Source organism: Bradyrhizobium sp. STM 3562 (assembly GCF_045571435.1).
GTDB lineage: Bacteria > Pseudomonadota > Alphaproteobacteria > Rhizobiales > Xanthobacteraceae > Bradyrhizobium.
This window is the reverse complement of record NZ_CP120694.1, coordinates 4,734,157-4,749,865: the sequence shown is the minus strand read 5'-3', so window position 1 is coordinate 4,749,865 and position 15,709 is coordinate 4,734,157. Positions and strand designations below refer to the sequence as shown.

Annotated in this window: 13 protein-coding genes; all 13 read left to right on the top strand. The window is 64.3% G+C overall.

Features of this window, described 5'->3' with window-relative positions; translation table 11 throughout:
* The first annotated feature begins 8 nt into the window (after positions 1–8).
* Complete coding sequence (locus P6U23_RS22060; protein WP_407174698.1) at positions 9–2,345, top strand: caspase family protein; 2,337 nt, start codon at positions 9–11, stop codon at positions 2,343–2,345.
* Positions 2,346–2,675: 330 nt separating this feature from the next.
* A complete protein-coding gene (locus P6U23_RS22055; protein ID WP_407174697.1) occupies positions 2,676–3,674 on the top strand; it encodes a 30S ribosomal protein S2 in 999 nt (332 codons plus the stop codon).
* A gap of 128 nt (positions 3,675–3,802) precedes the next feature.
* Positions 3,803–4,732, top strand: a complete 930-nt coding sequence (gene tsf, locus P6U23_RS22050) for a translation elongation factor Ts (protein ID WP_407174696.1) — start codon at positions 3,803–3,805, stop codon at positions 4,730–4,732.
* Positions 4,733–4,788: 56 nt separating this feature from the next.
* On the top strand, positions 4,789–5,499 hold the full coding sequence (pyrH, locus tag P6U23_RS22045) for a UMP kinase (protein WP_407174695.1): 711 nt from the start codon (positions 4,789–4,791) through the stop codon (positions 5,497–5,499).
* A gap of 133 nt (positions 5,500–5,632) precedes the next feature.
* Positions 5,633–6,196 (top strand): ribosome recycling factor, encoded by a 564-nt coding sequence (gene frr / locus P6U23_RS22040; RefSeq protein WP_407174694.1) that lies wholly within the window; start codon positions 5,633–5,635, stop codon positions 6,194–6,196.
* 11 nt (positions 6,197–6,207) lie between these two features.
* Positions 6,208–6,966: an isoprenyl transferase gene (locus P6U23_RS22035; protein WP_407174693.1), complete on the top strand. Its 759-nt coding sequence runs from the start codon at positions 6,208–6,210 to the stop codon at positions 6,964–6,966.
* A complete protein-coding gene (locus tag P6U23_RS22030) occupies positions 6,963–7,811 on the top strand; it encodes a phosphatidate cytidylyltransferase (RefSeq protein ID WP_407174692.1) in 849 nt (282 codons plus the stop codon). The genes P6U23_RS22035 and P6U23_RS22030 overlap by 4 nt, the downstream gene beginning before the upstream one ends.
* 4 nt (positions 7,812–7,815) lie before the next feature.
* On the top strand, positions 7,816–9,039 hold the full coding sequence (dxr, locus tag P6U23_RS22025) for a 1-deoxy-D-xylulose-5-phosphate reductoisomerase (RefSeq protein ID WP_407174691.1): 1,224 nt from the start codon (positions 7,816–7,818) through the stop codon (positions 9,037–9,039).
* A gap of 42 nt (positions 9,040–9,081) precedes the next feature.
* On the top strand, positions 9,082–10,233 hold the full coding sequence (gene rseP / locus P6U23_RS22020) for an RIP metalloprotease RseP (protein ID WP_407174690.1): 1,152 nt from the start codon (positions 9,082–9,084) through the stop codon (positions 10,231–10,233).
* A gap of 172 nt (positions 10,234–10,405) precedes the next feature.
* A complete protein-coding gene (bamA, locus tag P6U23_RS22015) occupies positions 10,406–12,985 on the top strand; it encodes an outer membrane protein assembly factor BamA (RefSeq protein ID WP_407174689.1) in 2,580 nt (859 codons plus the stop codon).
* A 142-nt stretch (positions 12,986–13,127) separates the two neighbouring features.
* Complete coding sequence (lpxD, locus tag P6U23_RS22010) at positions 13,128–14,207, top strand: UDP-3-O-(3-hydroxymyristoyl)glucosamine N-acyltransferase (protein ID WP_407174688.1); 1,080 nt, start codon at positions 13,128–13,130, stop codon at positions 14,205–14,207.
* Positions 14,207–14,665: a 3-hydroxyacyl-ACP dehydratase FabZ gene (gene fabZ / locus P6U23_RS22005; RefSeq protein WP_407174687.1), complete on the top strand. Its 459-nt coding sequence runs from the start codon at positions 14,207–14,209 to the stop codon at positions 14,663–14,665. The genes lpxD and fabZ overlap by 1 nt, the downstream gene beginning before the upstream one ends.
* 228 nt (positions 14,666–14,893) lie before the next feature.
* Complete coding sequence (gene lpxA / locus P6U23_RS22000) at positions 14,894–15,697, top strand: acyl-ACP--UDP-N-acetylglucosamine O-acyltransferase (protein WP_407174686.1); 804 nt, start codon at positions 14,894–14,896, stop codon at positions 15,695–15,697.
* The last annotated feature ends 12 nt before the right edge of the window (positions 15,698–15,709 follow it).

The following is a 15,709-nucleotide window of genomic DNA, read 5'->3' as shown; positions in this document are numbered from 1 at the left end:
AACAAGCCATGAAACCGGCCAGAACCTTCCCGCTCGTCTCTTTTTGTTTGGCGTTGATCGCCGCGCTGTCGGCGTGGGGCAGTTCCGCCTCTGCCCAGCAACAGGAAAAGCGCATCGCGCTCGTCATCGGCAACAGCGCTTACGCCAAGGCACCGCTCGCGACCGCCGCCAACGATGCCGGCCTGATCGCGCAGACCCTGCAGGCCGCCGGCTTTGATGTCATCGGCGCCCGCGATCTCGACGGCGATACGCTGCGCAAGAGTTTTCGCGATTTCATCCAGAAGGCAGAGAGTTCGGGCCAGGATACCGTCGCAATGATTTATCTCGCGGGCTATGGCGTGCAGCTCGCCGGCGAGAACTACTTCATTCCGGTCGATTCCACGATCAACCGCGACACCGACATCCCGACCGAGGGCCTGCGGATCAGCGACTATACGCGCCAGCTCGCCGCGCTCCCATTGAAGGCCGGCGTGGTCGTGCTGGATGCCGCGCGGCAGCAGCCCTTCATCGAAGGCGGCCAGCAGATCGCCAGCGGCCTTGCGCTGGTCGAGCCCGACAGCAACATGCTGATCGCCTTCAACGCCGCGCCCGGCACGGTCGCGCCCAGCGAGCAGGGGCCTTACGGAATCTACGCGCAATCGCTGGCCGAGATGATCCGCACCGGCGGATTGTCGCTGCCGGACGTGTTCGATCGCGTGCGGCTGCGCGTCAACGAGGCGAGCAAGGGCGCCCAGGTGCCGTGGGACGGCCAGAAGATCCAGGCGCAGTTTTCGTTCTTCGACCGCGCGCCCGACGCGCCGCCGGTGCAGGGACCGGCGGACCAGGTCGCCGCGATTCGCGATCGGCCGATTCGCGAACTCTCGGTGCAGGACGCGTACACGGCCGCACTCGAACGCGACACGCTGCAAGGCTATGAGGATTTTGTCCTAGCCTTTCCGAACGATCCCCTGGCCAAGCGGGTGAGGGCAATCATCGCGGCCAGGCGCGAGGCGATTACCTGGCGCCGTACCTACCGGACCGACACGCCGGAGGCCTATTGGTCCTATTTGCGGCGCTATCCGCATGGACCGCACGCCTATGACGCGCGGCGCCGGCTCGCCATCTTGACCGCACCGCTGGAGCCGCCGCCGTCATTTGCGATGATCGACTATGACGTGCCGCCGCCCCCGCCGGATGAAGTCGTCTATGTCGATCGGCCCGTGCTGTCTTTCGGCGATCCGGATTTCGGCTTCGTGCCGCCGCCGCCACCGCCGGTGTTCTTCCTGCCGCCACCGCCGCCCGATTTCGTGGTGCTTCCGCCGCCGATCGCGCCGGTCGGGCTGTTCATCCTGCCGCAACCCATGTTCGTGCCGATACCTGTCTTCGTGCGGCCGCCGGTCTATGTCGCGCCGCCGCCGAACAACATCATCTTCAACAACATCCATAACACGACCGTCATCAATAACGTGATCAACCAGCCGCCGCCGGCATCGGCTGCCGCGGCGCCCGGTGCGCCGCAAGCCGCCGCGGCCGCAGCGAGCGCTGCGCCGGTCGGGGCAAGCCCGCCGGTGCCGCCTTCGGTCAGGCATCAAGCGACGCTGATCCAGCAGGGCAAGGCCCCGGTGCCGCCGAGCGCGACCTTCGCTCCGGCATCCAAGCTGAGCACGCCCGCCGCGGCCCCGGCCAACGTGCATCCGAGCACATCGCCGCCGCAGCCCGCGCTGCCGAGAGCCAATGAGTTGCCTGTGCCCGGCAAAGGGGCGCCGCCAGCGCCTGCGGCAAGCGGGCCAGCCGCGGTGAGCCCGAGCGCAAAGCTGGCGCCCACGGCGCCGCCGGCAACGGGAACTCCGCCCGCAGGGGTGCATCCCAATGCCAGGCTTGCCCCATCGCCGCCGCCGCCCGGCGCTGCGCCGGGTAAACCAGGTCCCGCCAGTCCGCCGTCGGCCAATGTGGCGCCGCCAAAGCCGGCCGCGGAGTCGCTGCAGAAGCGCGGGGCACCGCCGGTGCCTCCGGCCGCTTCGAGGCCGACGGCGAGGCTGTCGAGCCCGCCGCCGTCGCCGCCGCATGCGCCGCCCAGGCTTGCTCCGCAGCAGCATGCCGCGCCGCCCGCCCCCTCAAGGCCATCTCCGCCGGTGAGCGCGCGTGCGACCGCGCCGCCACCACCGCCGGTGCACCGTGCGCCGCCACCGCCGCCTGCGGTTCACGCGCCACCGCCGGTCGCCCGTGTCCCGTCGCCACCGCCGATGGCCCGTGCCCCGTCGGCGCCCCCGATGGCCCATGCCGCGCCCCCGCCCAGGCCGGCCGCACCGCCGAGGCCGACCGCAGCCGCGCCAAAGAAATGCCCGCCGAACCAGCCCAAGTGCTGAAGGAGTGCTGAAGGAGGTGCTTAAGACGCCCTGACCAAAGCTTAAGCCCCGGTTCTGATACCCCCAGAGCCTGGCTTTCGTTCGGGCTAGGGCCGAGATAAAGGCGATCAACGCGGCCGGAACCGGCGTTGGGACGGCGGAGCAAGTGGCCCGAAGTTCGGCCAGCTAGCCGCCAATCCGGCCTTATTTCCTTGCTTCTGGCCGAAATCGCGCTATATAGCGCGCCATCTCACACGGAAACATGGCTGTCGAAGCCGTCCGGTGGCAGCCGGGCCTTAAGTGCCCGTTTGCTCACACGTTTCCGGAGGAACCAACCGGAGAATCAAACCTATGGCGCTACCCGACTTCTCGATGCGCCAGCTCCTTGAGGCTGGCGTGCATTTCGGTCACCAATCCCATCGCTGGAATCCGAAAATGGCACCGTTCATTTTCGGCACCCGCAACAACATTCACATCATCGACCTCGCGCAGACCGTGCCGATGCTACACCACGCCTTGCAGGCGGTCAGCGACACCGTCGCCAAGGGCGGCCGCATCCTGTTCGTCGGCACCAAGCGGCAGGCGCAGGACAATGTCGCCGACGCCGCAAAGCGCTCGGCGCAGTATTTCGTCAATTCGCGCTGGCTCGGCGGCACGCTGACCAACTGGAAGACGATCTCCGCCTCGATCAAGCGGCTGCGGCATCTGGACGAGGTGCTCTCTTCGGGCGAAGCGAACTCCTACACCAAGAAGGAGCGGCTGACGCTGCAGCGCGAGCGCGACAAGCTCGACCGGTCGCTGGGCGGCATCAAGGACATGGGCGGCCTGCCCGATATGATCTTCGTGATCGACACCAACAAAGAAGATATCGCGATCCAGGAGGCGCAGCGGCTCAATATTCCCGTCGCCGCCATCGTCGATACCAATTCGGACCCGAAGGGCATCACTTACGTGGTGCCGGGCAATGACGACGCGGGCCGCGCCATTTCGCTCTATTGCGATCTCGTCGCGCGCGCCGCGATCGACGGTATTTCGCGTGCGCAAGGAGACGCCGGCATCGACATCGGCGCCGCTGCGGAGCCGGTGAGTGAGGAAATTCCGACCGCGCCGCAGACGTCCGCGTTCCAGGGCCTGCCTGGGCCGCGCGGCACCGCCGACGACCTCAAGAAGCTGTCGGGCGTGTCGGGTGCGATCGAGAAGAAGCTCAACGATCTCGGCGTGTTCCATTACTGGCAGTTGGCCGAACTCGATCGCGAGACCGCGCACCAGATCGGCGAAGAGGTCGGCCTGCCGAGCCGCGCCGATGCCTGGGTCGCGCAGGCCAAGAAGCTGACCGCGGAAGCGGAGTAACCAAAGGCGAGGGCCGCAGTTGTTTTTCGGCCCTCACATACAAGCGTTAAGTTCCTGATCGCGGAATGCGGCGTGGCGGGGAAGCGCCGCGCCGCATTCGGTCCGGACAGGCAAAAGGGAATTCAACAATGGCTACAATCACCGCCGCGATGGTCAAGGACCTGCGCGAGTCGACCGGCGCAGGAATGATGGATTGCAAAGCCGCGCTCACCGAGACCGGCGGCGACATGACGGCTGCGCAGGATTGGCTGCGCAAGAAGGGCCTGTCGAAGGCCGCCAAGAAGGCTGGCCGCGTTGCCGCGGACGGCCTGATCGGCGCGGTCACCAAGGGCACCAAGGGTGTCGTGGTCGAGGTCAATTCGGAGACTGATTTCGTCGCGCGCAACGAGCAGTTCCAGGGTCTGGTCAAGATGATTGCCCAGGTCGCGCTCGACGTCGGCGCCGATGTCGAGAAGATCAAGGCGGCCAAGGTCGGCAGCGTCACCATCGAGACGGCGATTTCGGATGCGATCGCCACCATCGGCGAGAACATGACGCTGCGTCGCGCCGCTCTCCTCGAGGTCGGTCAAGGCGTGGTCTCGAGCTATGTCCATGGCGCCGTCACCGAAGGTGCGGGGAAGATGGGCGTGATCGTCGCACTCGAATCGGCCGGCAAGGCCGACGAGCTGGCAGCGCTCGGCCGCCTGTTCGCGATGCATGTCGCGGCGACCAATCCGCAGGCGCTTGATCCCGCTGGCCTCGATCCCGAGGTGGTCAAGCGCGAGAAGGACGTGCTCGCCGACAAGTACCGCCAGCAGGGCAAGCCCGAGAACGTGATCGAGAAGATCGTCGATTCCGGCCTGAAGACCTTCTACAAGGAGGTTTGCCTCCTGGAACAGGCCTCGATCCATGCCGAGCATGGCGGCAAGTCGGTCGCGCAGGTGCTGAAAGAAGTTGAGGGCAAGGTCGGCGCGCCGGTGAAGATCGCCGGATTTGTGCGCTATGCTCTCGGCGAGGGAATCGAGCGGCAGGAAAGCGATTTCGCTGCTGAAGTCGCGGCCGCCAGCGGCAAGAAGTAGCCGTTGATGCTTCCGGCGTTTGCGCCGGAAGCGCCCGCAAGCGAAAGCGAGTGCGAATGGCTGAGCCGGTCTATCGTCGCGTGGTGATCAAGCTGTCGGGCGAATATCTCGCAGGCAGCCAGCCCTTCGGTTTAGATCAGCCCACCATCGATCGCATCGCCTCCGACCTGATCGCGGCCCGCGAACTCGGCGCCGAGATCGCGGTGGTGGTTGGTGGCGGCAACATGATTCGTGGTGTCTCCGCGCGCGGCATGTCGCGTTCGACCGGCGACACCATGGGCATGTTGGCGACGATCATGAATTGCCTCGCGCTGGAGGCGGCGATCGAGGGCAAGGGCGCGCCGGCCAAGACGCTCTCGGCCTTCGTCATGCCCGAAATCTGCGAGTTGTTCACCCGCGGTGCGACGCACAAATATCTTGCCGAAGGGCGCATCGTGCTGCTCGGCGGGGGAACCGGCAACCCCTTTTTCACCACGGATACCACCGCCGTGTTGCGGGCGGCCGAAATCGACGCGCAGGCGGTGCTCAAAGCCACCAATGTGGACGGGGTCTACAGCGCCGATCCCAAGCTAGACCCTTCCGCGAAGCGGTTCGAACGGCTGACCCATACGCAGGCGATCGAGGGTGGCTACAAGGTCATGGACGCGACTGCATTCGCGCTTGCCCGCGAGACGTCGCTGCCTATCATCGTGTTTTCGATTTCCGAGCCCGGCTCGATCAGTGCGATGCTGCGTGGGACGGGGCGGGGAACCGTCGTCGCCGGTTGATGCTTCGAGCATGATCCGGAAAACCGGGTGTCGGCTTTTCCGAAAAGATCATGTTCAAGGAGAAGATGGCGGTCCGCTGACTGATACGCGCCGGCCGACGGCCTAAAGAGTTTTGTAATGATGGGAGAGCGTTATGCCCACGGGTAATTTCGACATCAACGAATTGAAGCGCCGGATGCAAGGCGCAACCCAGGCGCTCAAGCATGAACTGAGCGGCTTGCGCACGGGGCGCGCCTCGGCCTCGATGCTCGAGCCGGTGCAGGTCGATGCCTATGGCTCGCACATGCCGCTGAATCAGGTTGCGACCATCAGCGTGCCCGAGCCGCGGATGATCTCGGTGCAGGTCTGGGACAAGTCGATGGTCAAGGCGGTCGAGAAGGCGATCATCGATTCCAATCTCGGGCTCACGCCGGCGACCGAGGGGCAGGTGCTTCGGCTGCGCATCCCCGAGCTCAACGAAGAGCGCCGCAAGGAGCTGGTGAAGGTCGCGCACAAATATGCCGAGGCCGCGCGCGTGGCCGTCAGGCATGTGCGGCGCGACGGCCTCGACCTCGTCAAGAAGCTGGAAAAGAGCCACGAGATCTCCGAGGACGATCAGGGGCGCTTGGCTGCCGACGTGCAGAAGGCGACCGACGGGACGATTGCGGAGATCGATCAATTGCTTGCGGCCAAGGAAAAAGAAATCCTCACGGTTTGAAAGATCATCCGATGTCCAAGGCCGCCGTCCCCGACAGGCAAGGAACGGACCGATCCGACGGTCAGTTGCACGTCGCCATCATCATGGACGGCAACGGACGCTGGGCGGCGGCGCGCGGCTTACCTCGCGCCGAGGGGCATCGCCGCGGGGTCGAAGCGTTGCGGCGCGTGGTTCGCGCGGCGCACGAACTCGGCATCCATCATCTGACCATTTTCTCCTTCAGCGCCGAAAACTGGTCGCGGCCGGCCAGCGAGATCGGCGATCTGTTCGGCCTGTTGCGCCGCTTCATTCGCAACGACCTGGCGAGCCTGCACCGCGACGGCGTGCGCGTCCGCGTGATCGGAGAGCGCGAGGGTCTCGACCCCGATATCTGCGCGCTACTGAGCGAGGCCGAGGAGCTCACGCGCAACAACACCCGACTCAACCTCGTGGTCGCCTTCAACTACGGATCGCGGCAGGAGATCGCACGTGCCGCGCAGCGGCTGGCGCGCGAAGTCGCCGAAGGCAAGCGTGCCCCGGAGACGATCGATGCGGATGTGCTCGGCCAATATCTCGACGCGCCCGATATTCCCCATCCCGACCTGATCATCCGGACCAGCGGTGAACAGCGGTTGTCGAATTTTCTGATGTGGCAGGCGGCCTATAGCGAACTCGTGTTCGTGCCGATGCATTGGCCGGATTTCGACAAGGCCGCGCTCGAAGGCGCGATCGCCGAATACGCCAGGCGAGAGCGCCGGTTCGGCGGTCTGGTCGCGAAAACCGCATCGTGAGCAAAGGTGAGGAAGTGCCCGCGGCCCTTGCCGGGCCGCCATCGCGCAATCTTCTGATGCGCGTTTTAGCCGCCGCGGTGCTGGTCCCGCTGGCGCTGGTGTGCGCCTATGTCGGCGGCTGGCTGTGGACCGCACTGGTCGCGCTTGCGGTGATCGGCCTCGACGTCGAATGGCTCATGGTCGTCGGCGCCGTGCACCAGATGCGTGTCGTGGTGAGCGGCGCACTGGCGCTCGCGCTGAGCGCTCTATGCCTTGCGCTCGGCAGGCTTGATGCGGCGCTGATTATCTCGGCCTTGGGGCTGATCGGCGTCGCATTGCTCTCGCGGCAGCGCCGCGGCTGGACCACGGGCGGATTTCTCTATGCGGCCGCCGCGCAATTTGCCGCGGTGCTGGTCCGCGCCGACCCCGATATGGGCTTTGTTGCGCTGATCTTCGTTCTGCTGGTCGCCTGGGCCACCGATATCGGCGGTTATTTCGCCGGGCGTGGCATCGGGGGGCCGAAGCTCTGGCCGCAGGTCAGCCCGAACAAAACCTGGGCGGGAGCCATCGGCGGCTTTGTGGCAAGCCTCGTGGTGGCGGTCGGGTTTGTCGCGTCCGGCGTCGGCAGGACCTTACCGCTGCTTGCCCTGGCCGGCGTGCTGTCGGTCGCCGGACAATTTGGCGATCTCTTTGAATCCGCGATCAAACGCCGTTTTGGGGTGAAGGACTCCAGCCATCTCATCCCCGGTCATGGCGGGCTGATGGACCGGCTCGACGGCCTGGTTGCGGCGATTGTGCTCGCCATGATTTTCGGAATTTTGCGGCACGGTGTGGATGGCATCGGCCGCGGTCTTATGATTTGGTGAGACGATGAACGCTGTTCCACTGCGTAACAATAAAACGGCCGACCGGGCCATCCGTAGCGTCACCGTATTGGGTGCGACCGGCTCGATCGGCGACAGCACCATGGATCTGCTGCGTGGCGCGCGCGACCGCTATCGGGTCGAGGCGCTGACCGGCAACAGCAACGTGCAGGGACTGGCAAAACTCGCCAAGGAGTTCGGCGCGCGTTTTGCCGCGGTGGCCGATCCCGCGCGTCTCAGCGAATTGCGCGAGGCGCTAGCCGGTACCGGCATTGAATGCGGGGCAGGCGAAAGCGCGGTGATCGAAGCCGCGGCGCGGCCGGCGGATTGGGTGATGGCCGCGGTCTCCGGCGCGGCCGGCCTGAAGCCCGCGCTGGCCGCGGTCGATCGCGGAGCGACGGTGGCACTCGCCAACAAGGAATGCCTGGTTTGCGCCGGCGATTTTTTCATGCAGCGCGCGGCGACGGCGGGCGCCTGCATTCTGCCGGCGGATTCCGAGCACAACGCGTTGTTTCAGGCACTGTCCTCCGGTCATCGCGAGGAGCTGGTGCGGGTGATCATCACGGCCTCCGGCGGGCCGTTCAGGACCTGGGCGCCGGCCGATATCGAGCAGGCAACGCTGGCGCAGGCGCTGAAACATCCGAACTGGAGCATGGGACAGAAGATCACCATCGATTCGGCGTCGATGATGAACAAGGGCCTCGAGGTGATCGAAGCCTCCTACCTGTTCGCGCTGAAGCCGGAAGAGATCGACGTGCTGGTGCATCCGCAATCGATCGTGCACGGCATGGTGGAATTTTCGGATCGCTCGGTGGTGGCCCAGCTCGGGACTCCCGACATGCGCATCCCGATCGCGCACTGCCTGGGATGGCCGGAACGCATCAAAGGGCCTTCGGCGAAGCTCGATCTTGCCAAGATCGGCCAGTTGACGTTCGAGGCACCGGATTTTGAACGTTTTCCGGGCCTTCGGCTGGCCTATGAAGCATTGCGCATGGGCCGCGGCGCCACCACAGTTTTCAATGCCGCGAACGAAGTGGCGGTTGCGGCCTTCATCGCGGGTCAGATCAAGTTCGGCGCGATTGCGCGCCTTGTCGAGGCAACGATGGAGGCCTGGAGTCGTTCTACGAATCTGGCGCCGCTGAGCTCTGCCGACGACGCCATCGCTGTTGACCATAACGCGCGAAACAGAGCTGCCTCCCTCTTGCCTCAAATTGCCCTAAAGGCATCCTAGGGGTCGGGGACGGGGCCTCAGGCTCTGCTTGAGGGGAATCTCATGTCCGAAATTTTTCTGCATAGTTTCAACACGTTGGGTCATGGCTTCATCGGCTACGTGATCCCCTTCCTGTTCGTCCTTACCATCGTCGTTTTCTTTCACGAGCTCGGTCACTTCCTGGTCGCCCGCTGGGCCGGGGTGAAGGTGTTGACGTTCTCGCTGGGCTTTGGACCGGAGCTCGTCGGCTTTAATGACCGGCACGGGACGCGCTGGAGGATTTCGGCGGTGCCGCTCGGCGGCTACGTGAAATTCCTGGGCGACGACACCGAGGCTTCCACGCCATCGGCTCACGCGCTCGCCAACATGACCGACGAAGAGCGCGCGGGCAGCTTCCATCACAAGAAGGTGGGTCCGCGTGCCGCGATCGTTGCGGCGGGGCCGATCGCCAACTTCGTGCTGGCGATCGTGATCTTCACCTGCCTGTTCACCTTCTTCGGCAAGCCCAGTACGACGGCGCGGGTCGACAAGGTGGAGGCGAATAGCCCGGCGGCGGCTGCCGGTTTCGAGGTCGGCGACGTCGTGCTGTCGATCGACGGCAGCAAGATCGACAGTTTCAATGACATGCAGCGGATCGTCAGCATCCACCCGGGCGATCATCTGACCTTCACCGTCAAGCGCGGCGATGACACCGTGACGCTGCACGGCACGCCGGAATTAAGGGAAGTGAAAGACCCGTTTGGGAATGTGCATCGGAGCGGCGTGCTCGGGATCACCCGCCAGACGGCGGCTGGCGATGTCCTGACCGAGCGCGTCGATCCGGCCACGGCGCTGTGGCTCGGCGTGAAAGAAACCTGGTTCGTGATCGACCGGACGCTCGCCTATATCGGCGGTGTTTTCACCGGCCGCGAGGCTGCCGATCAGGTCGGTGGGCCGCTCCGGATCGCGCAGATTTCCGGGCAGGTCGCCACGATCGGACTTGCGCCGCTGATTCACCTGGCCGCGGTGCTTTCGATTTCCATCGGGCTCTTGAATCTGTTCCCGGTTCCACTCCTCGATGGTGGTCACCTTCTGTTCTATGCCGTGGAGGCAGTGCGGGGCCGTCCGCTCTCGGAGCGGGCCCAAGAGATGGGGTTCCGAATCGGGCTCGGTCTGGTGCTCATGCTGATGGTGTTTGCGACTTATAATGACATTCTGCACTTCGCGGCATCGTGAAGCGGCTTTTTTGTGGCGTTGCCTAATGGCAACGCCTTGGAATGAAAATGGAAATGCAGCGCCCTCGGCCGTTTGCCACATGCGTGAAACTGGCTAGAAGCAGGGTGACGAAGCGAATCTGTCGGGGCGCGGGGGTGCGTTCCGACACTGGAATGACAAGGGCGCGTTGCGCATGAAGTTTGGAATGCGAGTGCGGGGGGGCATGCTCGCCGCCCTGATCATGTTCGCCGTGCCGGTGGTTGCCGAGCTGGCAACCGTTGCCGTGTCTTCTCCGGCCGCCGCCCAAACGGTGGCCTCGATCCAGGTGGAGGGGAACCGGCGCGTCGAAGCCGACACCATCCGCTCTTATTTCAAGCCCGGGCCCAATGGCGCGCTGGATGCGGCGGCCATCGACGACGGCCTGAAGGCGCTGATCGAGACCGGCCTGTTCCAGGACGTGAAAATCAACCGCGCCGGCGGCCACCTGGTGGTCTCCGTGGTCGAAAACCCCGTGATCAATCGCATCGCCTTCGAGGGCAATAAGAAGATCAAGGACGAGCAGCTTTCGGCCGAGATCCAATCCAAGCCCCGCGGCACTTTCTCCCGCCCGATGGTGCAGTCGGACGCGCTGCGTATCGCCGAGATCTATCGCCGCTCCGGCCGTTACGATGTGCATGTGACGCCCGAAATCATCGAGCAGCCGAACAACCGCGTCGACCTCGTCTTTACGATCGAGGAAGGGCCGAAGACCGGCGTCAAATCCATCGAATTCGTCGGCAACAACTATTATTCGTCCTACCGCCTGAAGGACGTCATCAAGACGCACGAGACCAACCTGCTGAGTTTCCTCGGCAACGGCGACGTCTATGATCCGGACCGCGTCGAGGCCGACCGCGACCTGATTCGCCGTTTCTATCTGAAGCACGGCTTTGCCGACGTGCAGGTGGTCGCGGCGCTCACCGAATACGATCCCGAAAGGAAGGGCTTCCTCGTCACCTTCAAGATCGAGGAAGGCCAGCAATATCGCGTCGCCTCGGTCAAGTTCGAATCGGGCATCGCCAACTTCGATCCCAATACGCTTTCGAGCTTCTCCTACGTATCGGTCGGCTCGCTCTATAACGCCGAAGCGGTGGAGAAGTCGGTCGAATCGATGCAGATCGAGGCCTCGCGGCGCGGCTATGCGTTCGCGGTGGTGCGTCCGCGCGGCGACCGCAATTTCGACAATCACACCGTCTCGATCGTGTTTTCGATCGAGGAGGGCCCGCGCACCTATATCGAGCGCATCAACATCCGCGGCAACACGCGGACCCGCGATTACGTGATCCGGCGCGAGTTCGACATTTCGGAAGGCGACGCCTATAACCGTGCGCTGGTCGATCGCGCCGAACGGCGCCTGAAAAACCTCGACTTCTTCAAGAGCGTGAAGATCACCACCGAGCCTGGCTCGTCCAGCGACCGGGTGATCCTGAACGTCGACCTCGAAGAGAAATCCACCGGCGACTTCTCAGTGTCGGGCGGCTATTCCACCACCGACGGTGCGCTCGGCGAGGTCAGCATTTCCGAGCGTAACTTCCTCGGCCGGGGCCTGTTCGCCAAGGCGTCGCTGACCTATGGCCAGTATGCGCGCGGCGTCTCGCTGTCCTTCGTCGAGCCCTATCTGCTCGACTACCGCATCGCGCTGGGCCTCGACGCCTACTACCGCGAGCAGTTGCCCAACTCCTATATCGCGTACGGCACCAAGACTGTGGGCTTCAGCCCGCGCCTGGGCCTGCAACTGCGCGAAGACCTCTCGCTGCAGCTCCGCTACTCGCTCTATCAACAGAGCATCTCGCTGCCCTATTACCTCGACAACTGTAACAACAATCCGAACAACGCGTCGCTGGCCTTCAATCCGTCGCCGGCCTGGGTGCAGGCGAATGCACCAGGTGTCGGGCCGGGTGGCTCGGTAACATCAGGTGGACAAACCGCCACTGATTCCGGGCTCGGGCTGTGGTGCTACAGCGACGGTGAAGCTTCGTTGCCGGTGCGTAAGGAACTGGCGGGCGGCTCGTCGCTCACCTCGGCGCTCGGCTACACGCTGGACTACAACACCCTCGACAACAACAAGAACCCGACCGACGGTCTGTTGATCGACTTCAAGCAGGATTTCGCCGGCGTCGGCGGCGATGTGACCTATCTGAAGAGCCAGATCGACGGCAAATACTACACCCCGCTGGTGGCTGATATCGTGGGCTTGATCCACCTGCAGGCGGGTATGCTGAACAAGGTCGGCAACAACGAGCTGCGCATGCTGGATCACTTCCAGATGGGCCCGAATCTCGTCCGCGGCTTCGCGCCGAACGGCATCGGTCCGCGCGACATCAATCCCTATGGAACGATGGACGCGATCGGTGGCACCAAGTACTGGGGTGCGTCGTTCGAATTGCAGATGCCGTTCTGGTTCCTGCCCAAGGAAGTGGGCCTGAAGGGCGCGGTCTATGCCGACGCGGGTGGTTTGTTCGACTATCAGGGTCCGACGACTTGGGCTGCGACCGGCGAAATCACGACGCCTGCGAACTCGAACTGCATCAGGCCGACCGTGAACCCGCCGTCGCCCGGCACCTGTACGGGCCTGGTGTACGACAACAGCAACGTCGTACGATCCTCGGTCGGTATCGGCCTGATCTGGCAGTCGCCGTTCGGTCCGCTGCGCTTCGACTATGCGGTGCCGCTGACCAAGGGTGCGTATGACCGCGTGCAGGAGTTCAAGTTCGGCGGCGGCACGAGCTTCTGATCCTGGAGCATGGTCCGACCCGGAGACCCGCGTTAGCGCAAAGCGTGTAACGGTTTTCCGGGAAGATCATGCTCAAACGAGAACATGAAGCGTGATGAGAAATCATCACGCTCAGTTACCGCCCTAACCCGCGACGGAGGGAATGGCGCAGCCAACATTCTTCGAACAACCCCGGTCATCGACGCTGGCTGAACTTGCCGCGTTGACCGGGGCGCATTTGGCCGATCCTTCCCGGGCCGGCCAACAGGTGAGAGGACTGGCATCGCTCGATGAAGCCGGCCCCATGCACTTGGCGTTCTTCGACAATCTCAAATATTCGGACCAGCTTGCCGCGACCAAGGCCGGCGCGTGTCTGGTGAGCGCGCGCTTCGAGGCCAGCGTGCCGCCGCACGTAGCGGTGCTGCGCGCCAAGCAGCCTTTTCGCGCCTTCGTGCAGATTGCGCGCGAGCTGCATCACGACACGCTGCGGCCGCAGTCCTGGTTCGGCTGCGAGGGGATCGCGCCCTCCGCGATCATTGATCCGACGGCGCGGCTGGAGGATGGGGTCATCGTCGAGCCGCTTGCGGTGATCGGCCCGCATGTCGAGATCGGCTCGGGAACCGTGATCGGCGCCGGTGCGGTGATCGCCGCCAATGTGAAGATCGGCCGGGACTGCAATGTGGGCGCTCATTGCGCGATCCAATGCGCCATGATCGGCAACAACGTCTTGATCCATCCCGGCTGCAATATCGGACAGGACGGCTACGGCTTCGTCTTCTTCGGCCCCGAGGGCCATCTGAAGGTGCCGCAGACCGGGCGGGTGCTGATCCAGAACGACGTCGAAATCGGTGCGGGAACCACGATCGACCGCGGCAGTTTGCGCGATACCGTGATCGGTGAGGGCACCAAAATCGACAACCAGGTCCAAATCGGTCACAATGTCAGCATCGGCAGGCGGTGCCTGCTGGCGGCCCAGATCGGGCTCGCGGGCAGTCTGACGATCGGCGACAATGTGGCGATTGGCGCGAAGGCCGGGCTCAACAACCACATCAAGATTGGCGACGGCGCGCAGATCGCGGCCATGAGTGCGGTGAAGGACGACATCCCGGCCAATGCGCGGTGGGGCGGTCATCTGGCCAGGCCGACCAAGCAGTGGTTCCGAGAGGTGCTTGCGCTGGAGCGTCTGGCGCGCGGCGAAAAGGTCGATGCCAAGAGTGATGTGAAGGGCGAAGGACAGGAGTGATGGAGGAGGCACCGGTCAAGTTTGAGACGGTCGATATCAACGACATCCTCAACACCCTTCCGCACCGCTATCCGATGCTGCTGATCGATCGGGTGATCAAGATCCGCACCGATTTCAGCGGCATCGGCATCAAGAACGTGACCTTCAACGAGCCGCCGTTTCTCGGACATTTTCCGGATCGCCCGGTCTATCCCGGCGTGATGATGATCGAGGCGATGGCGCAGACCGCCGGCGTGATCGGCATCCGCTCGGTGGAGGGCACCGAAAAGCCCCGCGCGGTGTATTTCCTCACCATCGACAAGTGCAAATTCCGCAAACCCGTGATCCCCGGCGACACCATCGAGTATCACATGCGCCTGATCAACCGCCGCAAGGCGATGTGGTGGTTTCACGGCGAGGCCAAGGTCAACGGCACCGTCGTCGCCGAGGCCGATGTCGGCGCCATGCTGACGGATTGAAGCAGACACTCGCGCTCTGTCGAGCGAGCGAACTCCCCCCTCGTCCCCGCGCAAACGGCTTTGCCGTTTGTCGCTGGAGGAGGATGACGGGGCTAGCCAGGGTGCGCGTTGGCAGCCGAGCGATGCCGCAACAACGCGTAACCATCTGTCACTGGACAGGTGTTGCATTGCACGCTAACCACCGCAAAATTCGCGAGTATTTCGAGCAGGCTGGGGACCACGCGGCGCATGAGCACGATCGATCCGACCGCACGCGTTGAGGACGGCGCGGTGATTGGCGAGGGCACGAGCATCGGGCCCTATTGCATCATCGGCCCGCATGTCGTGATCGGAAAGAACTGCAGGCTGACGAGTCATGTGTCGGTGACGGGCCATACCTCGATCGGCGATGATTGCGTGATCTCGCCATTCGCGGCCTTGGGCGGCGCGCCGCAGGATCTCAGCTATCGCGGCGAGCCGACCAGACTTCAGATCGGCTCCGGCTGCACCATCCGCGAGGGCGTGACGATGAATGTCGGCACCGTCAAAGGCGGCGGGCTGACGCGCGTGGGTGATCGCGGCTTCTTCATGAACAACAGCCACGTCGGCCACGATTGCATGGTCGGCAACGACGCGATCTTCGCCACTTCGGCCACGCTTGGCGGCCACTGCGAGATCGGCGATTTCGTCTACATCGGCGGCTTGTCGGCGGTGCACCAGTTCACGCGCGTCGGCTCGCAGGTGATGATCGGCGGCGTCTGCGGCGTGCGCGGCGACATCATTCCGTTCGGGCTCGCCAATGGACAATATGCGGTGCTCGAAGGCCTCAACATCATCGGCATGAAGCGGCGGAAGTTCACCCGCGAGCGGCTCGCGACCGTGCGCGCCTTCTATCAAAAGCTGTTTCATGGGCCCGGCGTATTCGCCGAAAGGCTGGCCGCCGTGCAGGGCCTGGCGAGCGAAGACCCGGCCATCGCGGAGATCCTCGCCTTCATCGAAGGCGGCAAGCACCGGCCGCTCTGCCTGCCGGCCGGCGACAACAGCCGACACTGACGATGGCCCCGG